This window comes from Paenibacillus oryzisoli (assembly GCF_050467285.1).
Taxonomy (GTDB): Bacteria; Bacillota; Bacilli; order Paenibacillales; family NBRC-103111; genus Paenibacillus_E; species Paenibacillus_E oryzisoli_A.
Window position 1 is genome coordinate 34,044 of sequence record NZ_JBCMUN010000030.1, and the last position, 25,409, is coordinate 59,452.

General features: G+C 45.9%; 43 protein-coding genes and 1 rRNA gene. 42 read left to right on the plus strand and 2 right to left on the minus strand.

Annotated elements, in window-relative coordinates; all coding sequences use genetic code 11:
- Window positions 1-15: 15 nt before the first annotated feature.
- The 38 genes from tuf to ABE504_RS31390 all read left to right on the plus strand — a co-directional run bounded on the left by tuf (window position 16) and on the right by ABE504_RS31390 (window position 21,553).
- On the plus strand, window positions 16-1,206 hold the full coding sequence (tuf, locus tag ABE504_RS31205; protein WP_430096470.1) for an elongation factor Tu: 1,191 nt from the start codon (window positions 16-18) through the stop codon (window positions 1,204-1,206).
- Window positions 1,207-1,618: 412 nt separating this feature from the next.
- Entirely contained in the window at window positions 1,619-1,927 is a 309-nt protein-coding gene (rpsJ, locus tag ABE504_RS31210; RefSeq protein ID WP_028557496.1) for a 30S ribosomal protein S10, read from the plus strand.
- Window positions 1,928-1,973: 46 nt separating this feature from the next.
- Window positions 1,974-2,597, plus strand: a complete 624-nt coding sequence (gene rplC / locus ABE504_RS31215) for a 50S ribosomal protein L3 (protein ID WP_430096472.1) — start codon at window positions 1,974-1,976, stop codon at window positions 2,595-2,597.
- 16 nt (window positions 2,598-2,613) lie between these two features.
- Entirely contained in the window at window positions 2,614-3,240 is a 627-nt protein-coding gene (gene rplD, locus ABE504_RS31220) for a 50S ribosomal protein L4 (RefSeq protein WP_430096474.1), read from the plus strand.
- Entirely contained in the window at window positions 3,237-3,527 is a 291-nt protein-coding gene (gene rplW / locus ABE504_RS31225; RefSeq protein ID WP_126144094.1) for a 50S ribosomal protein L23, read from the plus strand. The genes rplD and rplW overlap by 4 nt, the downstream gene beginning before the upstream one ends.
- 31 nt (window positions 3,528-3,558) lie before the next feature.
- A complete protein-coding gene (rplB, locus tag ABE504_RS31230) occupies window positions 3,559-4,389 on the plus strand; it encodes a 50S ribosomal protein L2 (RefSeq protein ID WP_430096476.1) in 831 nt (276 codons plus the stop codon).
- Between the two features lie 48 nt (window positions 4,390-4,437).
- The gene (gene rpsS, locus ABE504_RS31235; protein WP_430096478.1) at window positions 4,438-4,716 is read left to right on the plus strand and encodes a 30S ribosomal protein S19; all 279 of its coding nucleotides are present in this window, start codon (window positions 4,438-4,440) and stop codon (window positions 4,714-4,716) included.
- 25 nt (window positions 4,717-4,741) lie between these two features.
- Window positions 4,742-5,074, plus strand: a complete 333-nt coding sequence (gene rplV / locus ABE504_RS31240; protein WP_126144091.1) for a 50S ribosomal protein L22 — start codon at window positions 4,742-4,744, stop codon at window positions 5,072-5,074.
- A 13-nt stretch (window positions 5,075-5,087) separates the two neighbouring features.
- Window positions 5,088-5,750 (plus strand): 30S ribosomal protein S3, encoded by a 663-nt coding sequence (rpsC, locus tag ABE504_RS31245; protein WP_126144090.1) that lies wholly within the window; start codon window positions 5,088-5,090, stop codon window positions 5,748-5,750.
- Between the two features lie 3 nt (window positions 5,751-5,753).
- Window positions 5,754-6,188 (plus strand): 50S ribosomal protein L16, encoded by a 435-nt coding sequence (gene rplP, locus ABE504_RS31250; protein ID WP_126144089.1) that lies wholly within the window; start codon window positions 5,754-5,756, stop codon window positions 6,186-6,188.
- Window positions 6,178-6,375 carry a 50S ribosomal protein L29 gene (rpmC, locus tag ABE504_RS31255; RefSeq protein WP_028557487.1) on the plus strand — a complete coding sequence of 66 codons (198 nt, stop codon included), beginning with the start codon at window positions 6,178-6,180 and terminating at the stop codon, window positions 6,373-6,375. Before rplP ends, rpmC begins: the two co-directional genes overlap by 11 nt.
- 34 nt (window positions 6,376-6,409) lie before the next feature.
- A complete protein-coding gene (rpsQ, locus tag ABE504_RS31260; RefSeq protein ID WP_430096480.1) occupies window positions 6,410-6,673 on the plus strand; it encodes a 30S ribosomal protein S17 in 264 nt (87 codons plus the stop codon).
- Window positions 6,674-6,709: 36 nt separating this feature from the next.
- Window positions 6,710-7,078, plus strand: a complete 369-nt coding sequence (rplN, locus tag ABE504_RS31265; RefSeq protein WP_028557485.1) for a 50S ribosomal protein L14 — start codon at window positions 6,710-6,712, stop codon at window positions 7,076-7,078.
- A gap of 51 nt (window positions 7,079-7,129) precedes the next feature.
- Complete coding sequence (rplX, locus tag ABE504_RS31270) at window positions 7,130-7,483, plus strand: 50S ribosomal protein L24 (protein WP_430096482.1); 354 nt, start codon at window positions 7,130-7,132, stop codon at window positions 7,481-7,483.
- 32 nt (window positions 7,484-7,515) lie between these two features.
- Window positions 7,516-8,058, plus strand: coding sequence for a 50S ribosomal protein L5 (rplE, locus tag ABE504_RS31275; protein ID WP_430096484.1), 543 nt, complete (start codon window positions 7,516-7,518; stop codon window positions 8,056-8,058).
- Between the two features lie 36 nt (window positions 8,059-8,094).
- Complete coding sequence (locus tag ABE504_RS31280; RefSeq protein WP_126144086.1) at window positions 8,095-8,280, plus strand: type Z 30S ribosomal protein S14; 186 nt, start codon at window positions 8,095-8,097, stop codon at window positions 8,278-8,280.
- Between the two features lie 32 nt (window positions 8,281-8,312).
- Entirely contained in the window at window positions 8,313-8,711 is a 399-nt protein-coding gene (rpsH, locus tag ABE504_RS31285; protein ID WP_126144085.1) for a 30S ribosomal protein S8, read from the plus strand.
- Between the two features lie 29 nt (window positions 8,712-8,740).
- Entirely contained in the window at window positions 8,741-9,283 is a 543-nt protein-coding gene (rplF, locus tag ABE504_RS31290) for a 50S ribosomal protein L6 (RefSeq protein WP_430096487.1), read from the plus strand.
- A 71-nt stretch (window positions 9,284-9,354) separates the two neighbouring features.
- Entirely contained in the window at window positions 9,355-9,723 is a 369-nt protein-coding gene (gene rplR, locus ABE504_RS31295) for a 50S ribosomal protein L18 (RefSeq protein WP_126144083.1), read from the plus strand.
- Between the two features lie 27 nt (window positions 9,724-9,750).
- The gene (rpsE, locus tag ABE504_RS31300) at window positions 9,751-10,248 is read left to right on the plus strand and encodes a 30S ribosomal protein S5 (protein WP_126144082.1); all 498 of its coding nucleotides are present in this window, start codon (window positions 9,751-9,753) and stop codon (window positions 10,246-10,248) included.
- Between the two features lie 11 nt (window positions 10,249-10,259).
- Window positions 10,260-10,448 carry a 50S ribosomal protein L30 gene (rpmD, locus tag ABE504_RS31305; RefSeq protein ID WP_126144081.1) on the plus strand — a complete coding sequence of 63 codons (189 nt, stop codon included), beginning with the start codon at window positions 10,260-10,262 and terminating at the stop codon, window positions 10,446-10,448.
- 37 nt (window positions 10,449-10,485) lie between these two features.
- On the plus strand, window positions 10,486-10,926 hold the full coding sequence (rplO, locus tag ABE504_RS31310) for a 50S ribosomal protein L15 (protein WP_430096490.1): 441 nt from the start codon (window positions 10,486-10,488) through the stop codon (window positions 10,924-10,926).
- Window positions 10,926-12,230, plus strand: coding sequence for a preprotein translocase subunit SecY (secY, locus tag ABE504_RS31315; protein WP_430096492.1), 1,305 nt, complete (start codon window positions 10,926-10,928; stop codon window positions 12,228-12,230). The genes rplO and secY overlap by 1 nt, the downstream gene beginning before the upstream one ends.
- An 85-nt stretch (window positions 12,231-12,315) precedes the next feature.
- Window positions 12,316-12,969 carry an adenylate kinase gene (locus ABE504_RS31320; RefSeq protein ID WP_126144078.1) on the plus strand — a complete coding sequence of 218 codons (654 nt, stop codon included), beginning with the start codon at window positions 12,316-12,318 and terminating at the stop codon, window positions 12,967-12,969.
- Window positions 12,966-13,718 (plus strand): type I methionyl aminopeptidase, encoded by a 753-nt coding sequence (gene map, locus ABE504_RS31325; RefSeq protein ID WP_126144077.1) that lies wholly within the window; start codon window positions 12,966-12,968, stop codon window positions 13,716-13,718. Before ABE504_RS31320 ends, map begins: the two co-directional genes overlap by 4 nt.
- A 10-nt stretch (window positions 13,719-13,728) precedes the next feature.
- Window positions 13,729-14,019, plus strand: a complete 291-nt coding sequence (locus ABE504_RS31330) for a hypothetical protein (RefSeq protein WP_430096494.1) — start codon at window positions 13,729-13,731, stop codon at window positions 14,017-14,019.
- A 2-nt stretch (window positions 14,020-14,021) separates the two neighbouring features.
- Window positions 14,022-14,240, plus strand: a complete 219-nt coding sequence (infA, locus tag ABE504_RS31335) for a translation initiation factor IF-1 (RefSeq protein WP_009676800.1) — start codon at window positions 14,022-14,024, stop codon at window positions 14,238-14,240.
- 109 nt (window positions 14,241-14,349) lie between these two features.
- Window positions 14,350-14,463, plus strand: a complete 114-nt coding sequence (gene rpmJ / locus ABE504_RS31340; protein ID WP_003333770.1) for a 50S ribosomal protein L36 — start codon at window positions 14,350-14,352, stop codon at window positions 14,461-14,463.
- Window positions 14,464-14,482: 19 nt separating this feature from the next.
- A complete protein-coding gene (rpsM, locus tag ABE504_RS31345; protein ID WP_126144075.1) occupies window positions 14,483-14,851 on the plus strand; it encodes a 30S ribosomal protein S13 in 369 nt (122 codons plus the stop codon).
- Between the two features lie 19 nt (window positions 14,852-14,870).
- Window positions 14,871-15,266 (plus strand): 30S ribosomal protein S11, encoded by a 396-nt coding sequence (gene rpsK / locus ABE504_RS31350; RefSeq protein ID WP_028557470.1) that lies wholly within the window; start codon window positions 14,871-14,873, stop codon window positions 15,264-15,266.
- 126 nt (window positions 15,267-15,392) lie between these two features.
- Window positions 15,393-16,337 (plus strand): DNA-directed RNA polymerase subunit alpha, encoded by a 945-nt coding sequence (locus tag ABE504_RS31355; protein ID WP_126144074.1) that lies wholly within the window; start codon window positions 15,393-15,395, stop codon window positions 16,335-16,337.
- Between the two features lie 24 nt (window positions 16,338-16,361).
- A complete protein-coding gene (gene rplQ, locus ABE504_RS31360) occupies window positions 16,362-16,727 on the plus strand; it encodes a 50S ribosomal protein L17 (RefSeq protein WP_057304263.1) in 366 nt (121 codons plus the stop codon).
- A gap of 102 nt (window positions 16,728-16,829) precedes the next feature.
- Window positions 16,830-17,591 (plus strand): tRNA pseudouridine(38-40) synthase TruA, encoded by a 762-nt coding sequence (gene truA, locus ABE504_RS31365; RefSeq protein WP_430096496.1) that lies wholly within the window; start codon window positions 16,830-16,832, stop codon window positions 17,589-17,591.
- Window positions 17,592-17,770: 179 nt separating this feature from the next.
- Complete coding sequence (rplM, locus tag ABE504_RS31370; protein ID WP_126144072.1) at window positions 17,771-18,208, plus strand: 50S ribosomal protein L13; 438 nt, start codon at window positions 17,771-17,773, stop codon at window positions 18,206-18,208.
- Window positions 18,209-18,226: 18 nt separating this feature from the next.
- On the plus strand, window positions 18,227-18,619 hold the full coding sequence (rpsI, locus tag ABE504_RS31375) for a 30S ribosomal protein S9 (RefSeq protein ID WP_126144071.1): 393 nt from the start codon (window positions 18,227-18,229) through the stop codon (window positions 18,617-18,619).
- 203 nt (window positions 18,620-18,822) lie between these two features.
- Window positions 18,823-19,515 carry a phosphoadenylyl-sulfate reductase gene (locus tag ABE504_RS31380; protein ID WP_430096498.1) on the plus strand — a complete coding sequence of 231 codons (693 nt, stop codon included), beginning with the start codon at window positions 18,823-18,825 and terminating at the stop codon, window positions 19,513-19,515.
- A 97-nt stretch (window positions 19,516-19,612) separates the two neighbouring features.
- Window positions 19,613-20,374 (plus strand): N-acetylmuramoyl-L-alanine amidase CwlD, encoded by a 762-nt coding sequence (cwlD, locus tag ABE504_RS31385; protein ID WP_430096500.1) that lies wholly within the window; start codon window positions 19,613-19,615, stop codon window positions 20,372-20,374.
- Window positions 20,375-20,431: 57 nt separating this feature from the next.
- Entirely contained in the window at window positions 20,432-21,553 is a 1,122-nt protein-coding gene (locus ABE504_RS31390; protein WP_430096502.1) for a P-loop NTPase, read from the plus strand.
- A 46-nt stretch (window positions 21,554-21,599) separates the two neighbouring features.
- Here the strand turns inward: ABE504_RS31390 and gerD are convergent, their stop codons facing one another.
- Window positions 21,600-22,361, minus strand: coding sequence for a spore germination lipoprotein GerD (gene gerD, locus ABE504_RS31395; protein WP_430096504.1), 762 nt, complete (start codon window positions 22,359-22,361; stop codon window positions 21,600-21,602).
- 143 nt (window positions 22,362-22,504) lie between these two features.
- Between gerD and ABE504_RS31400 the strand changes: the two genes are divergently transcribed.
- The gene (locus tag ABE504_RS31400; RefSeq protein WP_430096506.1) at window positions 22,505-23,092 is read left to right on the plus strand and encodes a KinB-signaling pathway activation protein; all 588 of its coding nucleotides are present in this window, start codon (window positions 22,505-22,507) and stop codon (window positions 23,090-23,092) included.
- A 40-nt stretch (window positions 23,093-23,132) separates the two neighbouring features.
- Here ABE504_RS31400 and pdaB read toward each other — a convergent pair whose 3' ends face one another.
- Window positions 23,133-23,900 (minus strand): polysaccharide deacetylase family sporulation protein PdaB, encoded by a 768-nt coding sequence (gene pdaB / locus ABE504_RS31405; protein ID WP_430096508.1) that lies wholly within the window; start codon window positions 23,898-23,900, stop codon window positions 23,133-23,135.
- Between the two features lie 111 nt (window positions 23,901-24,011).
- Here pdaB and ABE504_RS31410 point away from each other — a divergent pair, with 111 nt between their 5' ends.
- From ABE504_RS31410 to ABE504_RS31420, 3 genes are all read left to right on the plus strand, one after another.
- A complete protein-coding gene (locus ABE504_RS31410) occupies window positions 24,012-24,623 on the plus strand; it encodes a stage II sporulation protein M (protein ID WP_430096509.1) in 612 nt (203 codons plus the stop codon).
- Window positions 24,624-24,771: 148 nt separating this feature from the next.
- Window positions 24,772-25,002, plus strand: a complete 231-nt coding sequence (locus ABE504_RS31415) for a hypothetical protein (protein ID WP_090826664.1) — start codon at window positions 24,772-24,774, stop codon at window positions 25,000-25,002.
- 297 nt (window positions 25,003-25,299) lie between these two features.
- A 16S ribosomal RNA gene (locus ABE504_RS31420) occupies window positions 25,300-25,409 on the plus strand; the annotation flags it as partial.

Below are 25,409 nucleotides of genomic sequence, written 5' to 3' on the forward strand. Positions count from 1 at the left end.
GAGGAATCGTTTAAAATGGCAAAGGCTAAATTTGAACGTAATAAACCGCATGTTAACATCGGTACTATCGGTCACGTTGACCACGGTAAAACAACTTTGACTGCTGCGATCACAACAGTATTGTCCAAACGTTATGGCGGTGCTGCAGTAGCATTCGACCAAATCGATAAAGCTCCAGAAGAGCGCGAGCGCGGTATCACAATCTCCACAGCTCACGTTGAGTACGAAACTCCTAACCGTCACTACGCACACGTAGACTGCCCAGGACATGCTGACTATGTTAAAAACATGATCACTGGTGCTGCTCAAATGGACGGCGCTATCCTGGTTGTATCCGCAGCTGACGGCCCTATGCCGCAAACGCGTGAGCACATCCTGTTGTCCCGTCAAGTAGGCGTACCTTACATCGTCGTATTCCTGAACAAATGCGACATGGTTGAAGATGACGAGTTGCTTGAACTGGTTGAGATGGAAGTTCGCGACCTTCTTAACGAATATGAATTCCCAGGCGATGACACGCCAATCATCCGTGGTGCAGCTCGTGAAGCTCTGCAAAACCCAGATGGTCCTTGGGCTGACAAAATCGTTGAGTTGTTCGAGCAAGTTGACACTTACATCCCAACTCCAGAGCGTCAAACTGACAAGCCTTTCCTTATGCCTGTCGAGGACGTATTCTCCATCACTGGTCGTGGTACAGTTGCTACAGGCCGTGTAGAGCGTGGTACTGTTAAAGTACAAGACGAAGTTGAAATCGTAGGTATCGCGGAAGAAACTCGTAAATGCGTTGTAACAGGCGTAGAGATGTTCCGTAAATTGCTTGACTCCGCTCAAGCAGGCGACAACATCGGTGCATTGCTTCGTGGTGTTGACCGTAAAGACATCGAGCGTGGACAAGTTTTGGCGAAACCAGGTTCCGTTAAACCACACACGAACTTTACAGCTCAAATCTACGTTCTGACTAAAGAAGAGGGTGGCCGTCACAAGCCTTTCTTCACTGGTTACCGTCCACAGTTCTACTTCCGTACAACTGACGTAACGGGCATCATCTCCCTTCCAGAAGGTACAGAGATGGTAATGCCAGGCGACAACATCACGGTTACTGTTGAGCTGATCGCTCCAATCGCGATTGAAGAAGGTACTCGCTTCGCGATTCGTGAAGGCGGACGTACAGTTGGTGCGGGCGCGGTTGCTACAATCCAAAAATAATCTCTCTTTCGAGAGATGCAGAACCATCCATCGAGAAATCGGTGGATGGTTTTTTGTTTGCAGCCGCGGCTGCTGTGTCGTCGTTAGTTCTTGTCCATCAACATGGAAACACCTACTACTGGAGATTCCGAGTTTCATCTATTATAATGAAGGAACTGTGCGAATGAGCGACGATCCTAAATCGAGGCAGAAACGCTGCAAATGTGGCGATATTAAAAAAGATGATAAATGCCTAAGATTTCACTTGCTATTCGTATTTATTTTTTATATAATATTAAACGTTGGTCTGTGACGTTGCGATGATGTGAAAGGTTGCCGACACACCCGGACCCTTTGCCATGGGTAAGGTGGTTGGAGAATTTTCACGGAGTATGTCCGATACTAAATTGGGCGATAGAAGGAGGGACTTTAAATGGCAAAGCAAAAAATTCGTATCCGTTTGAAGGCGTATGATCACAGAATTATTGATCAATCTGCTGAGAAAATCGTGGAAACTGCCAAGCGTTCCGGTGCAGGTGTATCCGGTCCGATTCCGCTTCCAACTGAGAAGCAAATCATCACGATTCTTCGTGCGGTGCACAAGTACAAGGATTCGCGTGAACAATTCGAAATGCGTACGCATAAGCGTCTGATCGATATTGTGAATCCAACACCACAAACAGTTGATGCTTTGATGCGTCTGGACTTGCCGTCTGGCGTTGACATCGAGATCAAACTGTAAAACTATTATAGAAACGAACGTTTAGGAAGGAAAAGAGGTGTCAACGATGAAAGGTATCTTAGGAAAAAAACTTGGGATGACACAAGTGTTTACTGCGGAAGGTAACGTAGTTCCGGTAACAGTCATTCAAGCAGGACCATGTGTGGTTTTGCAAAAGAAAGATGTGGATAACGACGGTTATGAGTCGATCCAAATCGGTTTTGAGGATGTTAAAGCTAGCAGAATCATTAAACCGGAGCTTGGCCATGCGAAAAAAGCAGGGGCAACGCCTAAGCGCTACGTTAAGGAAATTCGTGGCATTCAGTTGGGTGACTATGAAGTGGGTCAAGAACTGAAAGCAGATCTGTTCGCAGAGGGCGAATTCGTTGATGTAACGGGTACTTCCAAAGGTAAAGGGTTCCAAGGTAACATCAAAAGACATAATCAATCCACAGGCCCTATGGCGCACGGTTCCCGCTATCACCGCGGTCCAGGTTCGATGGGTTCCATTCAAGCGAACCGCGTACCTAAAGGTAAAAACCTGCCAGGTCAAATGGGTAATGAAACAGTCACATTGCAAAATCTTCAAATTCTTAAAGTAGATGCTGAGCGTAACGTATTGCTAGTTAAAGGTTCCATTCCTGGTCCTAAAAACAGCTATGTTAGCGTGAAATCTGCTGTTAAAAAGTAAGGAAGGAGGAAGACAGATGCCAAAAGTAGCTTTATATAATGTAACAGGTGCTCAGGTAGGAGAAGTTGAACTGTCTGACGTTGTTTTCGGAATTGAGCCTCACGTTCACGCGATGCATGAAGCAGTTCTTCTGCAACAAGCTGCTGTACGTCAAGGTACTCATAAAACTAAAGGTCGTTCTGAAGTTCGCGGCGGTGGCCGTAAACCTTGGAAACAAAAAGGAACTGGCCGTGCTCGTCAAGGTTCCATTCGTGCTCCACAATGGAAAGGTGGCGGTACTGTATTTGGACCGACTCCGCGCAGTTACGGTTTTAAATTGCCAAGAAAAGTTCGTCGCTTAGCAATCAAATCCGCGTTGTCTTCGAAAGTTATCGACAACAATCTGATCGTTCTGGATCAGCTTCAATTGAATGCTCCGAAAACGAAAGAGTTCGTTGCAATTCTGAACAACCTGAAAGTAGACCGCAAAGTATTGGTTGTAGGCGTAGATAGCGACTCCAACGTTGCTTTGTCCGCTCGCAACATCCCAGGCGTGAAATTCGTTGCTGCTAATGGTGTGAATGTTCTTGATGTCATGCTGCATGACAAATTGATCATCACGCAAGAAGCTGTACAGAAAGTTGAGGAGGTGCTTGCACAATGAAAAATCCACGCGACATTATCAAGCGCCCGATCATCACTGAACGTACAAGCGACCTGATGGTTAACAAAAAGTATGTTTTCGAAGTGGATCTTCGCGCTAACAAAACAGAAATTAAGCAAGCTATCGAAGCAATCTTTAAAGTGAAGGTTACAAATGTAAATACACTCAGAATGCCGGCTAAGCCTAAACGTTACGGTCGTCACTTTGGCTACACTTCCGAATGGAAGAAAGCAATCGTGTCCCTGAGCGCGGACAGCAAAGAACTGGAATTCTTTGAAACGGTATAAAACACATTTTTGAAGTAAGGAGGGAATCCGAGTGCCAGTAAAAAAATATAAACCAACCTCTCCAGCGAGACGTTCGATGTCGGTTTCTACTTTTGAAGAAATCACAACATCAACACCGGAGAAATCTTTGCTTGCTCCTTTAAGCAAAACAGCTGGTCGTAACAACCAAGGTAAGATTACGGTTCGTCACCACGGTGGTGGTCACAAGCGTAAATATCGTATCATCGACTTTAAGCGTACGAAAGATGGAATACCAGGACGCGTTGCTACAATCGAGTACGATCCTAACCGTTCCGCTAACATCGCATTGATTCACTATGCTGATGGTGAGAAAAGATACATCATCGCTCCTAAAGGTTTGAAAGTTGACGATCGTATCGTATCCGGTGCGGATGCGGACATCAAAATCGGTAATGCTCTTCCTTTGGAAAACATCCCAGTGGGTACAGTTATCCACAACATCGAGTTGAAGCCCGGTAAAGGCGGACAATTGGTTCGTGCTGCCGGTACTGAAGCTCAATTGCTCGGTAAAGAAGAAACTTACGTAACGATCCGTCTTTCTTCCGGTGAAGTTCGTAAAGTGCTGAAAGTTTGCCGCGCAACAATCGGTTCTGTTGGTAACGAAGATCACGAGCTCGTGAAAATCGGTAAAGCAGGACGTAATCGTTGGAAAGGCAATCGTCCACAAGTTCGTGGTGTCGTAATGAACCCGAATGATCACCCACACGGTGGTGGTGAAGGCCGCGCTCCAATCGGTCGTAAGTCTCCTATGTCTCCATGGGGCAAACCGACACTTGGTTACAAAACGCGTAAAAAAGGTAAAGCTTCCGATAAATACATTGTACGTCGTCGTACGAAGTAATACCGGTCATATGAATTCTCTTGAGGTTCAAAGAAGGGAGGAACACCCATGGGTCGCAGCTTAAAGAAAGGTCCTTTTATTGATGGACACTTACTGAAAAAAGTAGAAGACTTGAACACTTCTAACAAGAAAGTCGTTGTTAAAACGTGGTCCCGTCGTTCTACAATCTACCCGCAATTCGTTGGTCACACTTTCGGAGTTTATGACGGAAGAAAACACGTGCCAGTTTACGTAACGGAAGATATGGTTGGACATAAACTCGGTGAGTTTGCTCCAACACGTACGTACAAAGGTCACGATGACGATAAGAAAACCGGAAAACGTTAATTTTTAACCGAGAGGAGGTACTACCATGCAAGCTAAAGCAGTATTGAACCACGCTCGGATTGCTCCTCGTAAAGCAAAGTTAGTTGTAGACTTGATTCGGGGAAAAGCGGTAGGTGAAGCGATCGCGATTCTGCGTCATACACCGAAGGCAGCTTCTCCTATTCTGGAGAAACTCTTGAACTCCGCAATTGCCAATGCAGAGCATAACTATTCACTAGATCCAAATAACCTTGTTGTGTCCGAGACTTTCGTCAACCAAGGGCCAACAATGAAAAGATTCCATCAACGTGCAATGGGCCGCGCTAGCGCGATCAGAAAACGCACAAGCCACATTACAATCGTGGTATCTGAGAAATAAGGAGGGATAACGTGTGGGTCAGAAGGTAAACCCGGTAGGTTTTAGAATTGGTGTCATTCGTGATTGGGAGTCCAAATGGTTCGCAGAAAAAGATTTCGGAACTCTGCTGCTTGAAGATGTCAAAATCCGCGAATACTTAAAAAATAAACTTAAAGATTCGGCAGTTTCCCACATCGATATCGAACGCGCGGCTAACCGTGTGAACGTAACGATTCATACTGCTAAACCTGGTATGGTTATTGGTAAAGGCGGAGCGGAAGTTGAAGTTATTCGTAACTACATCGCTGCAATGTCGAACAAGAAAGTCCATATCAACATCTCCGAAATTAAAAGCCCTGATCTGGATGCTATCCTCGTAGCTGAGTCTGTAGCTCTTCAACTTGAGCGCCGCGTATCTTTCCGCCGTGCAATGAAGCAAGCTATGCAAAGAACGATGAGATCCGGAGCAAAAGGTATCAAAATCGCAACTAGCGGACGTCTTGGCGGCGCTGAGATCGCTCGTACGGAAGGATATAGCGAAGGAACGGTTCCACTTCATACGCTTCGTGCAGATATCGACTACGGTACAGCAGAAGCACACACTACGTACGGACGTATTGGTGTGAAAGTATGGATCTATCGTGGAGAAGTGCTTCCGACAGCTAAGAAAAAGGCTCAGCCGGAAGGAGGAAACTAAATCATGTTAGTACCTAAACGTGTAAAGCACCGTAAAGAACACCGTGGTAACATGAAAGGGCGCGCGAAAGGCGGCACAGAAGTGGCTTTTGGCGAATTCGGTTTGCAGGCAACTGAACCGGCTTGGGTAACCAACCGTCAAATCGAAGCAGCTCGTATCGCGATGACACGTTACATCAAACGTGGCGGTAAAGTATGGATCAAAATCTTCCCTGCTAAACCTATTACGCAAAAACCTCTTGAGGTTCGTATGGGTAGCGGTAAAGGTAGCGTAGAGAAATGGGTTTCCGTAGTTAAACCGGGCAAAATTTTGTTTGAACTTGCTGGTGTCAGCGAAGAAGTTGCTCGCGAAGCAATGCGTCTTGCTGCTCACAAGCTTCCAATCAAAACGAAGTTCGTGAAAAGAGAAGAAGTAGGCGGTGAAGCAAATGAAGGGTAGTGAATTCCGGAACTTAACCACTGCTGAAATCGAGCAAAAAGTTAATGGTTTTAAAGAAGAACTCTTCAACCTCCGTTTTCAATTAGCTACTGGTCAGTTGGACAACCCGACTCAAATTCGTGACTTGCGTAAAGAGATCGCTCGTGCCAAGACTATTTTGCGTGAAAGAGAATTGGGGATTGGCTAATTAGATAACCATATTAGAAGGGAGGATTCCTTACATGGCTGAACGTAATGATCGTAAGGTTCTGATCGGTAAAGTTGTCAGCGATAAAATGGATAAAACCATCGTTGTTGCTATTGAAACTTACAAAAAACACGATCTCTATCACAAGAGAATCAAATATACGAAAAAGTTCAAAGCGCATGACGAGAACAACCAAGCTAAAATCGGCGACACCGTAAAAATCGCTGAAACTAGACCGTTGTCCAAAGAGAAATCTTGGAGACTGGTTGAAGTTCTCGAAGTGGCAGTTGTGATCTAATAACTTAAGACATGAACCCCGAAAGGAGGGAATACGATGATTCAACCATTTACTCGTTTGGCTGTCGCTGACAACTCCGGTGCGAAACAATTGATGTGCATCCGCGTATTGGGTGGTACTGGACGTCGCGTTGGTCACATTGGTGATCTGATCGTATGCTCTGTAAAAGAAGCAACACCAGGTGGCGTTGTCAAAAAAGGTGACGTTGTGAAAGCCGTTATCGTTCGTACGAAGAGCGGTGCTCGCCGTAAAGACGGATCTTACATCTCTTTCGATGAGAACGCAGCGGTTATCGTGAAAGAAGATAAAAGCCCACGTGGTACTCGTATCTTCGGACCAGTTGCTCGCGAACTTCGTGACAGAGACTTCATGAAGATCGTATCCTTGGCTCCAGAAGTTATCTAAGAACAGTGATGCTCGTTTTCCATTCGGAAAACCCCAGGAGGTGTAAAGCTAGTGCCAAGAACAAAAAAGAGACTCGAATCTCACAACAATAAATTGCACGTGAAGAAAGACGACGTAGTTTTTGTTATCACTGGTAAAGACAAAGGTAAGAAAGGCCGCGTTATCGCAGCTTATCCTCGTCAAAACCGTGTGCTTGTAGAAGGTGTAAACATGGTTAAGAAACATGCGAAGCCATCTCAACAAAACCCACAAGGCGGCATCTTGACTCAAGAAGCAGCAATCCACGTTTCCAACGTGATGCTGATTGACCCTAAGAGCGGCAAACCTACTCGCGTAGGATACAAAGTATTGGATAACGGGACAAAAGTTCGCGTTGCGAAAAAATCCGGCGAAGTTATCGACTAATACAACAAGCATGGAAAGGAGGCCAATGAATCATGGCAGCAAGATTGAAAGATCGTTACCTGAACGAAATTACACCTGCTTTAATTCAAAAGTTCAACTACACAACCGTAATGCAAGTACCTAAAATCGAGAAAGTTGTCATCAACATGGGTGTTGGTGAAGCCGTTTCGAACTCCAAAGTACTTGACACTGCAGTAGAAGATCTTCAAAAAATCGCAGGTCAAAAACCGGTAGTAACAAGATCCAAAAAAGCGATCGCAGGTTTCAAACTGCGTGAGAACATGCCGATCGGTGTTAAAGTAACACTTCGCGGCGAGCGCATGTATCACTTCTTGGATAAATTGTTCAACGTATCGCTTCCACGCGTACGTGACTTCCGTGGTATTTCTAACAAAGCGTTTGACGGCCGCGGGAACTACACACTTGGTTTGAAAGAGCAGCTCATCTTCCCAGAGATCGAGTATGACAAAGTTGATAAAGTTCGTGGTATGGATATCGTTATCGTAACAACGGCTAAGTCCGACGAAGAAGCTCGCGAGCTTTTAACACAACTCGGAGCGCCTTTCGTAAAATAGGTTCCTAGTCGTACCTATCAGGAGGTGTTATATTAAGTGGCAAAAACTTCGATGAAAATCAAGCAACAGCGTGCCCCGAAGTTTAAAGTGCAAGCATACACACGTTGTGAGCGCTGCGGGCGTCCGCATTCCGTTCTGCGTAAGTTCAAAATTTGTCGGATTTGTTTCCGCGAATTAGCACATAAAGGTCAGATTCCTGGCGTTAAGAAGGCAAGCTGGTAATCACCCTATTTTCGGGAAGGAGGTTTACACAAATGGTCATGTCAGATCCAATTGCAGATATGCTTACTCGCATTCGTAACGCGAATATCGTTCGTCATGAAACAGTTGAAATTCCTGCATCCAAAGTGAAGAAGGAAATCGCTGAAATCCTCAAAAAAGAGGGATTTATCCGTGACGCTGAATATGTTCAAGACAGCAAGCAAGGTATCATTCGTTTGTTCCTGAAATATGGTTCGAACAATGAGCGTGTTATCTCTGGTTTGAAAAGAATTTCGAAACCAGGCCTGCGCGTGTACACAAAAGCACAAGAAATCCCTCGTGTTTTGGGCGGACTAGGGATTGCCATCATCTCCACATCTCAAGGAGTTATGACGGATAAAGAAGCTCGTCAATCCAAAGCTGGCGGAGAGGTTATCTGCTACGTTTGGTAATACAATTGTAATTGAATGGAGGTGCAAACATGTCTCGTATTGGTCGTAAGCCAATCACCATTCCAAGTGGTGTAAATGTAACACTAGAGAATTCTCAAATCACGGTTAAAGGTCCAAAAGGTTCGCTTTCCCGTGAGCTTCATCAAGATATGAAAGTTAGTGTTCTTGAAAACGAGATTTCTGTTGAGCGTCCTTCCGACAATAAACTCCACCGTTCCCTTCACGGTACAACTCGCAGTGTTGTAGCTAACATGGTTAGTGGCGTTACGGAAGGCTTCACGAAATCTTTGGAACTGGTCGGCGTTGGTTACCGTGCTAACAAATCCGGCGACAAGCTGGTTCTGAACGTTGGTTACTCCCACCCGGTTGAAATCACCCCTGAATCCGGTATCGAGTTCGAAGTTCCTTCGAACACGAAAATTATCGTTAAAGGGATCGACAAAGAGCGCGTAGGCGCGATTGCAGCAAAAGTTCGTTCCGTACGTGAACCTGAGCCGTATAAAGGTAAAGGAATCAAGTATGAAGGCGAGCGCATCCTTCGTAAAGAAGGTAAAGCAGGTAAGAAAAAATAAGATCGTAAGATCACGGCTTGATGTAAGCCGCAACCTCGCATCATAAGCTGATGAAAGGAGTGCAAGATTAAATGATTACTAAAGGCGATAAAAACAAAGCTCGTTTGAAAAGACACCTTCGTGTTCGTAAGAAAATCGAAGGAACTACAGCTCGCCCGCGTTTGAACATTTTCCGTTCTTCGAAACATATGTACGCTCAACTTATCGATGACACGACGGGAGTAACAATCGTATCGGCATCGACTCAAGATAAAGATTTGAAAAGCGAAATCGGCAACGGCGGCAACGTTGAAGCTGCTCGTAAAGTGGGCGCTTTGATCGCGGCTCGCGCAAAAGAAAAAGGTGTTCAGCAAGTGGTTTTTGACCGCGGCGGATACCTGTACCACGGACGTGTGCAAGCATTGGCTGACGCAGCTCGTGAAGCTGGTCTTGAATTCTAAGAAAACATTTATAAGGAGGTAAAAGACTTGCGTGTAGATCCTAATACTTTAGAGCTGACTGAAAAAGTTGTTAACATTAACCGCGTAGCTAAAGTAGTTAAAGGCGGACGTCGTTTCAGCTTCAGCGCACTTGTTGTCGTTGGCGACGGCAAGGGCTGGGTTGGTGCAGGCATCGGTAAAGCATCTGAAGTTCCAGATGCGATCCGTAAAGGCATTGAAGACGCGAAGAAGAACTTGATCCACGTTCCAATCGTAGGCACTTCGATTCCTCACCTTGTAACTGGTCGCTTTGGCGCAGGCCGCGTTCTGTTGAAACCGGCATCCCAAGGTACTGGTGTTATCGCTGGTGGTCCAGTACGTGCAGTACTTGAACTTGCTGGTATCGGCGATATTTTGACAAAATCCCTAGGTTCTTCGAACTCCATGAACATGGTAAACGCAACGCTTGAAGGCTTGAGCCGCTTGAAAAAAGCGGAAGAAGTTGCTAAGCTTCGCGGCAAAACAGTTCAAGAACTGTTAGGTTAGGAGGGGTAAACATGGCGAAACAATTACAAGTTACCCTAAAGCGTAGCCTGATTGGCCGTCCTGAAACGCAACGCATTACTGTGAAAACACTGGGTCTGCGCAAGCTGAACCAAACAGTTGTTCACCAAGATAATGCTGCGATCAGAGGAATGGTTAATCAAGTTAGCCATCTTGTAGAAGTTAAAGAAATCGAAGCTTAAATGAGATATAATTAAGATTTAGAGGAGGTGTGCAACGATGAAGTTACATGAGCTAAGTTCTGCAACTGGTGCTCGTCAAACTCGTAAGCGTGTTGGACGTGGTACAGGTAGCGGCATGGGTAAAACATCAACTCGCGGACATAAAGGTCAAAATGCACGTTCCGGTGGCGGTGTACGTCCTGGTTTCGAGGGTGGTCAAAACCCATTGTACCGTCGTCTACCTAAACGCGGTTTCACGAACCGTTTCCGTACGGAATACGCGATCGTGAATCTGGAAGATCTGAACAATTTCGCAGCTGGTACTGAAATCACTCCTGAAGTTTTGATGGAGTCTGGTATTGTTAAAGCCCCTAAAGATGGCATCAAAATCCTAGGGAACGGTGAAATCACAGTAAAATTAACCGTTAAAGCGAATAAGTTCTCTCAATCGGCGATTGAGAAAATCCAAGCTGCCGGCGGTCAAACCGAGGTGATTTAATGTTCAGTACCATTGCCAACATCTTTAAAGTAGAAGATCTTCGCAGAAGGATTGTCTTTACACTTCTCTTGCTCATCGTCTACCGGTTAGGCGCGTTCATTCCGGTGCCTAACATTAATACAGATGTTTTGAAACTTCAAGATCAAGCGAATCAAAGCGATGTCTTTGGTTTGCTTAACACGTTTTCGGGCGGTGCTCTTTTCCAATTCTCCATCTTTGCGATGGGAATTATGCCCTATATCACGGCATCGATTATCGTTCAGCTTTTGTCCATGGACGTCGTCCCGCGCTTTGCGCAATGGGCAAAAGAAGGCGATGTTGGCAGAAAGAAAATGACGCAGGTGACTCGTTACGGTACGATTGTTCTTGGGTTGATTCAAGCCTTCGGTCTTTCCATCGGATTTAACCGCCTTTACAACGGTTTGGTGATTGATGCTGGCTTTACAACTTATGCGCTAATCGCGATCGTACTGACAGCTGGTACAGCTTTCTTGATGTGGCTTGGGGAGCAAATCACGGAGTATGGGATTGGAAATGGTATTTCCATTATCATCTTTGCCGGTATCGTCGCGGCGATTCCTACGGGGATCCAGCAAATCTATAAATCGCTTTTCGCTTCGGACGCAGCTCTGTTTCTGAATATTGTGAAGCTGATTATTATTGCTGTCGTCATTATCCTGATTATCGCGGGTGTCATCTTTGTACAGCAGGGTGTTCGGAAAATCCCTGTACAATATGCCAAACGCGTCGTCGGTCGTAAAATGTATGGCGGACAAACAACGCACATTCCACTTAAAGTGAATGCCGCGGGTGTTATCCCTGTAATCTTTGCATTGTCCCTATTGATGTTCCCTCCAACAATAGCGAGCTATTGGAGAGGTAACGGTGTGGCAGAATGGATCATCAACAACCTGAGCATTAACCAAACTGCGCCATTAGCGATCGTACTTTATGTACTGCTGATTATCGGGTTCACTTACTTTTACACCTTCGTCCAAATTAATCCGGTACAAATGGCGGACCAGATGAAGAAAAACGGTGGCTACATACCTGGGATTAGACCGGGTAAAACCACTTCGACTTATCTGACTCGCGTAATGACTAGAATTACTCTTTCTGGTGCTTTGTTTCTTGCAGCAATCTCAATCCTACCAATGTTGTTTGGCGGACTTGCCGGACTTCCTAGTTCGGTTAAGATAGGTGGTACATCTTTACTTATCGTAGTAGGCGTTGGTCTTGAGACGATGAAGCAAATCGAGAGCCAATTGATTAAGCGTCATTACAAAGGATTTATCAATAAATAGCATATAGGTTCTGGTGCGCGATTCTTGCGACATCGGCACCTATTGTGCTGTTCGTAATGCCGAGTGCGATGGGGAGGTTTAATTTGTGAACGTAATATTTATGGGGCCTCCTGGTGCAGGCAAAGGTACGCAAGCAGAGAAGATCGTTTCCGAATTTCAAATTCCTCATATCTCGACAGGCGATGCGTTTCGTTTGGCGATGAGCCAAGGCACTCCGCTGGGTGTTGAGGCTAAGAAATATGTGGATCAGGGCCTTCTGGTTCCGGATGAAATTACGAACGGTATTGTGAAAGAGCGTCTTGCCCAACCGGATTGTGATAAAGGATTTTTGCTTGATGGTTTCCCAAGAACGGTAGCACAAGCAGATGCATTGTCTGATATCGTGGATTCCTTAGGTAAGAAGATTGAGCTTGTTATCAATCTTTCCGTTGATCGCAGCTTCTTGCTAGCTAGACTGACTGGCCGAAGAATTTGTAAATCCTGTGGTTCTACGTATCATGTGATTTTCAACCCACCTCAGCAAGAAGGCGTATGCGATAAATGTTCCGGTGAGTTGTACCAACGTTCGGATGATACGGAAGAGAAAGTCGGAACTCGTTTGGATGAGTACATCAACAAAACGGCTCCGCTGCTGGATTACTACCAAAAGAGGGAATTATTGCGTGAGGTTAACGGAGAGCAAGACATTCATGCGGTAACCGAGCAAATCAGCTCGCTGCTCCGAGGTTTAGCGGAATGATCATTTGTAAGTCCGAGGTTGAACTAGACCTTATGCGAGAAGCTGGGCGGATCGTAGCTGAAACGCACAGACTGCTCTCAAGGGCGATTCGTCCGAACATTACAACGAAAGAACTTGATCAGATCGCAGAGGAATTCATTCGCAGTCAGGGAGCGATTCCATCTTTCAAAGGCTATAACGGTTTTCCTGGAAGCATTTGTGCTTCAGTCAACGAAGAATTAGTTCATGGTATTCCTGGTCCAAGAAAGCTGGCTGAGGGCGATATCATCTCCATTGATATTGGTGCTCAGTATAAAGGTTATCATGGAGATTCTGCATGGACGTATCCGGTCGGTGAAATTTCCGAAACCGCACAGCGTTTGCTGCAGGTGACGGAACAATCGCTTTACCGGGGGATCGCAGAAGCGAAACCGGATGTCAGACTCTACACGCTGTCGCATGCAATCCAAACTTGTATTGAAGACGCAGGCTTCTCCGTGGTTATCGAATACGTTGGTCACGGAATCGGAACAGATCTTCACGAAGAACCTCAAATTCCGAACTATGGAATCCCTGATAAAGGTCCTAGACTCAAACCAGGCATGGTCTTAGCCATTGAACCGATGGTGAACGTTGGCGAAAGATTTGTCCAAACACTCGAAGACGATTGGACGGTCGTGACGGCGGACCGCTCGCTGTGTGCCCACTTCGAACATACGGTTGCGATAACGGCGACGGGTTATGAAATATTAACTTTGCCTAGATCGTAGGTGAATGGGCATGAATAGTAAGCATCCTGTCATAGGTCAAATCGTAAAGGTGCTTCGCGGTAAAGATCCCGGGGAATATGCGATTGTGATCGGCATCGAGGATGAACGGTTTGTCTGGCTTGCCGATGGCGTCAATCGTAAATTCGATCAGCCGAAAAAGAAGAACCTGCATCATCTTCAGTTACAAGATCAGATTAGCAGTGAAGTAGATGAAAGCATCAGGGAAACAGGACGTGTCACGAACGGGAAGCTGCGGCATGCGCTTGCCAAATTCGTTGAAGCACAAGAGAAAGGAGAATGACTGTGGCCAAAGAAGATGTAATTGAAGTAGAAGGTACAGTGATTGAACCTCTTCCGAATGCAATGTTTAAAGTTGAATTGGAAAATGGTCATAAAATCTTAGCCCATGTATCCGGTAAAATCAGAATGCACTTCATTCGCATTTTGCCTGGAGACAAGGTTACCGTAGAATTATCGCCTTACGATTTAACGAGAGGCCGTATAACCTACCGTTTCAAATAAATGTTCGGGTTTACAAGTAAGTTACTCTCTCAAGGCGTATGCTTACGAAGCAAGTTTTCTCACGAAAACGCAACATGGTTGCTTACGATGAAAAGGAGGAGAGCTTAAAATGAAAGTGAGACCGTCGGTAAAACCGATTTGCGAGAAATGCAAAGTAATTCGCCGTAAAGGCAATGTTATGGTTATCTGTGAAAATCCTAAGCACAAACAAAAACAAGGTTAGAAGGAGGTGCAATCTGTAGATGGCACGTTTAGCTGGTGTTGACTTACCTCGTGACAAACGAGTCGTAATCGCGTTGACTTACATTTTCGGTATTGGCAATACAACTGCACAAAAAATTATTGCTGAAACTGGTATCAACGGTAGTACTCGCGTTCGCGACCTTACCGAAGACGAAGTTAGCAAAATCCGTGATGTAATCGACAAAACCCTGAAAGTAGAAGGGGATCTTCGTCGTGAAATCTCTCTGAACATCAAACGCTTGATCGAAATCGGATCCTACCGCGGTCTTCGTCACCGTCGTGGTCTTCCTGTTCGTGGTCAACGTACTAAAACAAATGCTCGTACGCGTAAAGGTCCTCGTCGTACAGTAGCGAATAAAAAGAAATAATAAAGGAGGTAAGAGCTAAATGGCAAAGCCTAAAAAAGTTGTCCGTACGAAACGTCGTGACCGGAAAAATATTGAGAGCGGTGTTGCACACATCCGTTCCACATTTAACAATACGATCGTTACAATTACGGATCCGCATGGTAACGCAATTTCTTGGGCAAGTTCCGGTAACCTTGGTTTCAAAGGTTCCCGTAAAAGCACACCATTCGCAGCGCAAATGGCAGCTGAGAAAGCAGCTAAAGCAGCAATGGAGCACGGCTTGAAAACTGTTGAAGTGATGGTTAAAGGTCCAGGCGCTGGCCGCGAAGCAGCAATCCGCTCTTTGCAAGCAGCAGGTCTTGAAGTAAACCTGATTAAAGACGTGACGCCGGTTCCGCACAATGGCTGCCGTCCTCCAAAACGTCGTCGCGTATAATTCAGGATCACTTTGTAGTATAATTATTCCAAAATCGTGAATAATGGTTTGAAGGATAGATATACTAGACTTTTTTGAACGAAGTAATCCAGAGGGAACCGACGTATTGAATGGAGGGTACATTTCATGATCGAAATCGAAAAGCCAAAAATCGAAACTGTAGCTTTAAGCGAAGATGGCGCGTATGGTCGTTTTATCATCGAGCCATTGGAGCGCGGCTACGGTACAACCTTAGGTAACTCACTACGTCGTATCTTACTGTCCTCTTTACCGGGGGCAGCAGTAACCTCTGTCCAAATCGATGGCGTTTTGCATGAATTTTCGACGATTCCTGGCGTGCTTGAGGATGTAACGGAAATTATCCTCAATCTGAAAGGTCTGTCGTTGAAAATTCACTCCGATGAGGAGAAAGTGCTTGAAATTGATGCTGAAGGAGAAGGCATTATCACTGCGGCGGATATCCGCGGTGATAGCGACGTGGAGATCCTTAACCCGGATCTGCACATTGCTACGCTTTCTTCCGATGCGCGTCTTCATATGAGAATTCATGCGGGCAGAGGGCGCGGTTACGTCCAATCAGACAAAAATAAGCGAGAAGATCAACCGATCGGTGTTATTCCGATTGATTCCATCTATACGCCTATTACACGGGTAAACTACTCAATTGAGAATACTCGCGTCGGCCAAGTGACGAACTATGATAAGTTGACCCTCGAAGTGTGGACTGATGGCAGTATTCGACCTGAAGAAGCAGTAAGCTTGGGCGCGAAAATCCTGACAGAACATTTGCTGTTGTTCGTTGGTTTAACGGATGAAGCAAAAGACGCTGAGATTATGGTTGAGAAAGAAGAAGACAAGAAAGAGAAAGTTCTGGAGATGACAATCGAAGAGCTGGATCTCTCTGTTCGTTCTTACAACTGCTTGAAGCGTGCGGGTATTAACACCGTTCAAGAACTGATTACCAAAACAGAAGAAGACATGATGAAAGTTCGTAACTTAGGTCGTAAATCCCTTGAAGAGGTTCAAGAGAAACTCGAAGAGCTGGGTCTGGGTCTACGTAACGAGGAATAATCGTGACAGAAGGAGGTTAACTCAATGAACTACAGAAAGTTGAACCGCGATTCCAGTAATCGTAAAGCGTTATTTCGCGATCTGGTAACAGATCTGTTCATACATGAGCGCATTCAAACTACTGAAGCAAAAGCAAAAGAAATTCGTTCGATCGCTGAGAAGTTAATTACTCTTGCGAAACGCGGAGATCTTCACGCACGCCGTCAGGTTGCTGCTTTTGTTCGTAGAGAAGCTGCTAACGAGAATCAAGATGCGATTCAAAAACTATTCTCTGATTTGGCAACTCGCTACTCCGAGCGTCCAGGCGGATACACACGTATCCTGAAGCTGGGACCACGCCGTGGCGACGCAGCGCCAATGGTTTACCTAGAGCTAGTAGATCGCGCATAAAAAGACGGATGGGAAAGGGTGGACGGAATCATTAGATTCTTGTGAAGCCCTTTTTTTGCGGTCTTAGCTAGACAGCTAGGGTGAGTCTAGGAGGATTAGCCCTTGAGAAATCTTCGTTTTACCATAAGCTACGATGGCACAGCCTACTCCGGCTTTCAAATTCAACCTCGTTCGGATACCATCCAGGAACGTCTTGAGCGGGCAATTTGGATGCTCACGGGGGAGACTGTGAAGGTGATCTCATCAGGCCGTACAGATGCCGGTGTCCACGCCAAGGCGCAAGTTATTAATTTTACAACGAATGCCCAGATTCCTATTGAACGCTGGTGTCTAGCTCTAAATGCTAGACTACCCAAGGACATCGTTGCCCATACCGCGGAAGAAGTCCTTCCTTCTTTTCACTCCCGCAGAGAAGCCAAGCGAAAAACGTATTGCTATACGATTCGCACCGCGCGCTTTCCTGACGTTTTTAATCGCAACTATGAGTTTCATCATCCTACTCGCTTGAATGTGGAGGCCATGAAAGAGGCATTGCCATGTTTGCTCGGGGAACATGATTTTACTTCGTTTTGTACGGTGAGAACGGATAAGGAAGTAAAAGTAAGAACGCTCTATGAGGTGCGACTGGAGACGGAATCTGACGACTTTGCCGCAGACGGTGCTATCCACCGGATTCGGTTGTTTGTAACCGGCAATGGGTTCTTGTATAACATGATCAGAATCATCGTCGGCACGCTCATTCAGATCGGTGAAGGCAAGCGTCCAAGCAGTGATATGAAGCGTGTTCTTGAGGCACAGGATAGGGCTCAGGCAGGTCCTACGGCTGAGGCTAAAGGGTTAACATTGTGGAAGGTCGATTATTAAAAAGTTGTCGTTCCGCTCTTGATTCTTTACGCACAATCGTGTAAAATATAACTTGGCGTTTCGTGGTCGGCTATCCCACAGCCCCTGACCATAGAAACCTACATCCATCAAGTTTTATGTAAAATTAACAAAGCCAATAAACTTACGTATTTTGAGATATATTTTTAGGAGGACTAAGCATGCGCACCACATATATGGCTAAGCCAAATGAAGTAGAGCGTAAATGGTACATCGTTGACGCTGCTGGCCAAACTCTTGGCCGTCTTGCAAGTGAAGTTGCAAGCATCATCCGCGGTAAACACAAACCGGAATTTACTCCACATGTGGATACAGGCGATTTCGTAATCGTCATCAACGCTTCCCAGATCAAATTGACTGGTAAGAAAATGCAAAACAAAATGTACTACCGTCACTCTTTGTACCCAGGTGGTTTGAAAGTGACTTCTGCACAGGACCTGCTGAACAGCAAACCTGATCGCATGATCGAATTCGCCGTACATGGCATGCTTCCTAAGAACCGCCTAGGCGACAGCATGAAAACAAAGCTGAAAGTCTACGGTGGCGCAGAGCACCCACACCAAGCACAACAACCAGAAGTTTGGAATCTTCGCGGTTAATATAAGGAGGAACGTTTCGTGGCACAAGTTCAATATTATGGAACGGGTCGTCGTAAACATTCGGTAGCGCGTGTGCGCCTTGTACCGGGTGAAGGACGCATCATCATTAATAAACGTGAGTTAGATGAGTATTTCGGTCTTGAAACTTTGAAATTGATCGTGAAGCAACCATTGGCGTTGACTGAAACGGTTGGTAAATACGACGTTCTGGTTATCGCGAACGGCGGCGGCATCAGCGGACAAGCTGGCGCAATCCGTCACGGGATTTCCCGGGCATTGTTGAAAGCTGATCCTGAGTACCGTGGATCCCTGAAAAAGGCAGGCTTCCTGACTCGTGATTCCCGTATGAAAGAGCGTAAAAAGTACGGCTTGAAAGCAGCTCGTCGCGCTCCTCAATTCTCCAAACGTTAATATTCGTGCGTTTGCACACCTCGAGAACCTTTCCGGCATATGTTGGAGAGGTTCTTCTTTTTAGGTATGCGCCTAGCTCAATAAAGTTTAAAAGAAGTTAATACCAAAATGATCAAAAGTGATTGACATAGCGGTGAAGTCGGATATAATAAGATTATTCATATTATATTGGTCGGAATTAACGACATTGGAGGAATCGGCAGATGAATCTATTTGAGAAAGAAGCATTTGTTACGAAGGCCGCAGAAGAATTTGAAAGCCAGTCGCCAGAGGCGCTGCTGAAGCTTGCTATAGAGACGTTCCCCCGTTTGACACTGGCTTGCAGCTTTGGCGCAGAAGATGTCGTGCTTGTAGATATGCTGCAGAAAATCAATCCAAACGTTGACATTTTCTACTTAGATACGAACGTGCATTTCCAAGAGACTTATGAAACGAGAGACCGTCTTGAGCAACATTACGGTAAAAAGTTCGTTCAAGTGCTTCCTAAGCTGACGCTTGAAGAGCAAGCGACGCAATATGGCGATGAGCTTTGGAAGTCCGACGCAAATCAATGCTGCAACATTCGTAAAGTAGATCCACTCACGGATATTCTCAGAAATTACGATGCCTGGATCACCGGAATCCGCCGCGACCAAGCGCCTACACGTGCGAATGCGAAGAAAGTGGAATACGATGTGAAATTCGGTCTCATCAAATTCAACCCATTGGCAGATTGGACGTCCGAAGACGTGTGGAATTATATCCGCGAACATAATGTGATCTACAATCCGCTTCATGACCGTAATTATCCGAGTATCGGCTGCTCGCACTGCACGCGGCAAGTAATGCCGGGGGAAGACGCTCGCGCCGGACGTTGGTCGAACTCAGAGAAAACGGAGTGCGGTCTGCACAAGTAAGCTGGAATGCGTAGTCGAAGGAATAACAAGGTATATTTGTCCACCCTGTCCCATATAGATGTTACAGAGTCTATAGGGGAACAGAGGTGGATTTTTTATGCGTAAAAGAAAGAAAAGACTGGTAGTGTGGCTCACCTTCCACGGCAGCTTGAAGCTGCTGCTCTCTGCGATGCTAGTCGCACTCATTGTTTTTATTTATGCCTATGAGCTTCCTCAATCGAAATCCGTTTCGCAGTGGAACTTACCCCTATCCGGCAAAACAATCGCCTTAGACGCGGGCCATGGAGGCCCTGACGGCGGGGCTTCGAGCAAGGATGGGGTGATTGAGAAGGACATTAACCTGGCCATTACACTTCACCTGAGAGATTTCCTGCAGCAGGCGGGGGCTGTGGTCGTCTTAACGCGCGAAACAGATACCGATTTGGCGGAATCGGGAACGAAAGGGTACAGCAAACGGAAAACCGAGGATCTTCACAACCGCGCTGACCTGATCAATAATACGAACGCTGATCTATTTCTTAGTATCCACCTAAACAGCATCCCTTCGGAGAAGTGGAGAGGCGCACAAACGTTCTACTATTTAAACAATCCGGATAATCCGAATCTGGCTGCCCTCATCCAATCCGAAATTAAGCGGAATCTGGAGAACACGGACCGGGTGGCGAAAGTGGCGGACAAAACCGTGTATTTGCTGAAAACCTTGAAAATGCCAAGCGCTCTTGTTGAAGTCGGCTTTCTGTCTAATCCCGAAGAAGCAAAGCTGCTGGCGGACGAAAAGTACCAGAAAATGCTGGCTGCATCGGTCTATCAGGGCATCTTGCGCTTTTTTGCGGGGGAAAAAGTGGGTTCCACAACATAATGTGATATAATAAAAGCCACGAGGGAAAAGTAGATTACGAACAAAAGGTGTGTGGCTATGATTCAACGAGATCAATTGATGGAAGCATTGCAGCCTCTCATAGATCCGCAATTTCAGAAGAGCGTCGTCGAGCTCAACTTAGTGCGTGACGTCATGATTAAAGAAGAGGCCGTCTCCTTAAGTGTCATTGTGACATCGGACGACGAAGGGTATAAAGAAAAAGCAAAAGCATTTATTACCGACGCGCTTGGGGCGCTAGGAGCGTCGCAGGTGCACATTCGGTTCAGGCTTATTACGGACCTTGAAAGAGGCCGGATTGAGCAGGAGACGGGCGGAAATCAACATCAACATCAACATCAGCATGAACACGCCGCGCAGCCCCAACAGAAACCGGTACAGCCGCCGATCGACCAGCCGATTCTGGGACAAGAGTCCAAGGTGCATTTTATCGCGGTAGCGAGCGGCAAGGGCGGTGTGGGCAAGTCGACGGTGACGGTGAACCTCGCTGTTGCGCTCGCACGCAAAGGGAAAAAGGTCGGAATTATCGACGCCGACATCTACGGCTTCAGCATTCCGGATATGATGGGGATCGAGGAGCAGCCGCAGTTAGTTGACAACGTCATTATGCCGGTTGAGAAATTTGGCGTAAAAGTCATCTCCATGGGCTTCTTCGTGCAGGATAATGCGCCTGTCGTATGGCGGGGGCCGATGCTGGGCAAAATGCTGCGAAACTTCTTCAACGAAGTGAAATGGGGCGATGTTGAATACATCCTGCTAGACTTGCCACCGGGTACCGGGGATGTTGCGCTTGATGTGCATCAGCTTATCCCGCAAAGCAAAGAAGTCATCGTCACAACGCCACACGCAACAGCCTCTTTCGTAGCAGCTAGAGCCGGGGCGATGGCCATTCAGACGAACCATGAAATCCTGGGTATTGTAGAGAATATGTCCTACTACGAAGCTAAGGACGGCACCATCGATTATGTGTTCGGCAAAGGCGGCGGCGCTAAGCTCGCAGAGAACCTGCATACTGATTTGCTCGCGCAGATCCCGCTGGGTGCACCGGATAATCATGTGTCTGAGTCGGATTATTCGCCATCAGTGTACAAAGCCGATTCGAAAGCGGGGCAGCTGTACCTCGAAGTAGCGGAAGCGGTCATTCAGAAGTTGGAAAAATAGGAAAAGAGCGTGCCTTGCGGCACGCTTCTTTTTTGAACAGAATGGCTTATGAGCTCGAATCGGAATCGGAATCGCTCTTCTGGTCGCCCTCTTTTTTATCAGAGCCCGAATCATCCTTCTCCTTCTCTTTATCCCCCTGACTATCCTTCGACTGATTCTCCTTCGATGCGCTCTGCGCGGCCGGGACTTGCTCCTGCTTCGTCTGTTGAACAATAGCAGCCTTCAAAAGCTCGACCATTTGAGCCTTGAACAGAGGGCTTTGCAACGATTCCTCCATAACGGTCATCATTTGCTGGCGGTACGGCGCAGTTTTCATGACATCGAGGGTCATCTTCTCGTATTCAGGATTTTTCATCGCATCAATGAGCGCTTTTTGATACGTAGGATCTTTAAGCAATTCTTTGAACATCTGCTTGGTATCTTTCTGAATCGCTTTGGCGAAATCGCCGGCGAATTTCGGGTCTTTCATCATGTCGGTTAGAAATTGATTGTTCTCTTTGGCAGTCAGAACATCCTTCACGGCCATTTGCAGTTGCAACGATTCGTTCGCCGATAGCAGTTTGATTTGAGATTGCCCAGCGAAGCTGTTAGTGCCGACCTCACCGTTTATAATTGCTTGGTTGGCTACGCTGATCGCCTTTTTGCCCTCGTCCGATTTGAGAATATCCAGAACCATCGCCTTTTGCTCTTTGTAGGTGTAGGCCTGCGACTGTCCCTGGGAGGAGTTGTCCGTCCCGCAGGAAGTCAGGAGGACCGCCATCGAAATTATCGGTATAACATGAACCTTTTTAAATGTCGTGGTGAACATGACCGAATCTCCCTTCCCGTAGCTTTATGATATACCAGTAGTATGTGTGAAAAAGGGAAGATTATAAGAGGCTATCATTGGATTTTTCGCGGAAAGGTTGGTACAATTAACAATTAGAGTTGAAAGTCGTGGAGGGAAATCAGTTGACGCTGCGGAAATGGTTCCATTTATTTTGGACAACCTTGTTATTGGGCATCGTTGTATCAACGGTGATCGGATTAATTCTTCAATTATCAGACAAAGATTTTTCGGTAATGGGCCTGTCTGGCTATGGGTTTAATTTGGTTATTATGATTTTAGGCGGGGGCATTATCAGTTTACTCAGTCAAATGGGCTTCTTCGCCTATTTAATTGTCCGTTTTATCGCGATTGGCATCATCAGGTCCAAGACCGTGTGGGAACTGCTGCAGCTCGCTGTCATCATTGTCGTTATGTTTGATCTTGTGTATTTGCGTAAAAATGGTTCAGGTTCATTGTCGAGTTATTTCATTACGCCATTCGTCATTCTTATCCTTGCGGTAGGGATTGGCTACTGGAAAGTGAAATTGACCAACCGCAACGCGTTTATTCCAACGCTTTTCTTCATGACGGTGGTAACTGTGCTGGAAGCCGTTCCTGCACTCCAAGAGGATAATGCCGCGACAACACTGTTTATGTTTGCACCGCTGATTGTGTGCAATGCATGGCAAATCCTGACCCTGCATAAAATATTGGAAAACAAAAAGAGCTAAATCATTAGCTCTTTTTCTCTGTTTAGGTAGGGAAGCTGCTTTAGGCTTGGTCTTCCACAGGCACAGTATCCACTTCGGTTTGCTTGATGAGATCGCTCACCGTCACGAATTGATAGCCTTTGTCGCGGAGCTGTTTAATGATGATTGGCAGAGCTTCATTCGTTTGCAGCGAGGCGTCGCTGGCATGCAACAGAACAATGTCGCCAGGGTGCGCTTTGTTGACAACGCGGCTGATCAGTGTATCCACGCCTTTGTTTAGCCAATCCTGCGAATCGGTATCCCATTGAATCACCGAGTAACCCATATCGTCAGCAATGCGCAGCACGCGTTTGTCGAAATCTCCGTTAGGCAGTCGAATGAGATTGGGCTCTTTTCCGATCAATTCAGTCAAAATACTGTGCGCTGTAGAAATTTGTTTGCGAATTTCTTCGTCGTCAAGCTTGCTGTAGTTCGTGAAGTCATTGCCATGACTGCCGATTTCGAAGCCTGCTTTTTTGATTTGATCAACGACCTCCGGATGCGCTTTACTCCATGGGGAAGATAAGAAGAAAGTAGCTTCGCTGACGCCATTCTCCTTGAGCGTCTTCACAATCGGTTCGGCGCGCTCTTCCCCCCAAGAAATATCGAAGGTTAGCGCGATCACCTTTTTCTCGGTCTGTACGCTGTAAATCGCGGACGGCTCAGAATTCATGAAGACCGATACATGACTTTGCTCGGAGTACACGATCGCAGCTGCAAAGACAACGGCTAGTGCGATGAATACATATTGTTTGAGCTTGCTGGCATTAAAAACGAAAAAATAGTTCATAGACAGCCTGTACCTCCTTTAACCTGCGAATGGCAGAGCTTGTTTATCTTTTAGTAACTAATGTATGCTCGTACACAAAGCACTTATGCTTCGGGACATGGAGGAATGGACATGAATTTTAAAAATTTGCTTCGGCATTTTATCGACATGAAGCATTACTTTGTCGTTGTATTGGTCGTTTTTGCAATTAGTTTTTATTTGGGCTGGGCCAATTCGGATCGGTATTCGTTCTTTCTAGAAGGACAGTTGCAAGGTCTAAAATCCGTGAGCCAATCGCTTAGTGCCAAGGAAAATCCGCAAATTTGGTACTTTATATTTATTTTTCTGAATAATGCGGTAAAATCGATCCTGATCATCTTCCTAGGTCTGTTCTTCGGCGTGCTTCCTTTGTATATGTTGGTTGCCAATGGGATGATTCTAGGCTACGTACTGTCGTTGCAGACGAATGAAAGCACGCTTTCCGTTGTTCTCAAGGGCATTCTGCCGCACGGTATTATTGAGATCCCAGTTATTCTTATTGCTTGCGCATATGGGTTGAAGGTCGGCATGCTGGTTTGGAAAATGGGGGCTCAGCTGTTTCTTCCTGCTGAAAGAAGGACAGCGCGGCGCGAGCTTGCGAATGTCTTCCGATTGAGTAAATCGCTGATCGTGGCCATCGTGGCACTGCTCCTGCTTGCGGCGATTATCGAAAGCACGCTTACCTACTGGTTGGTTCATTTGTAAAATATTTTCAAATCCCAGTCATAAAACTGTAAAAATCTGAGCATAACAATAAGGCAGAAATGAAGCGGACGAACAATTCCCGCCAATGTTCTGAATTACACTGTATGTGCCGTAAATCTCTACAGTTGAGAGGGGTTTGAAGGGATGTATGCTAGGATTTTTGTTCAATGACAGGGAATGCAGAGAGTTAGACTACGTGCTTCGCAAAGAGTTGGATGAAATGCTATTTGATTTAAACGATAAAAGGATCGATCAAGAAATAAAGGGTGCTATCGAGTCCAGATACAAAGTGATCTTCCGTATGTATGCGCGGCTCGCGACTCCCAAAGAGATTTCCAAGTATGCCAGGAACCGCAATTACCAAGCACAGAAAAAATAGAGGATAAGTGCTTGACTTATCCTCTAATCGTATGTTAACGTATAAAACGTCGCTTTGAGAGCAACAGTCAAATTCGTTAGATCGGACAGGCTGTAAAAGTTTTCGAAAAGAAGACTTGCAATCACAGATGCCAATGTGGTATATTGAAAAAGTCGCCGCTAAACGAGGCGATGATAAAAAGTAAGCGATTGTTCCTTGAAAACTGAACAACGAGTGAGTAAGCAAATCGGTTGAGTAATCAACCATAATGAGATTGAAAAATCTCGCTAGCAAGTCAATGAGCTATTGAGCTTTTCTTTTATGGAGAGTTTGATCCTGGCTCAGGACGAACGCTGGCGGCGTGCCTAATACATGCAAGTCGAGCGGATTTTTTCCTTCGGGGACAAGTTAGCGGCGGACGGGTGAGT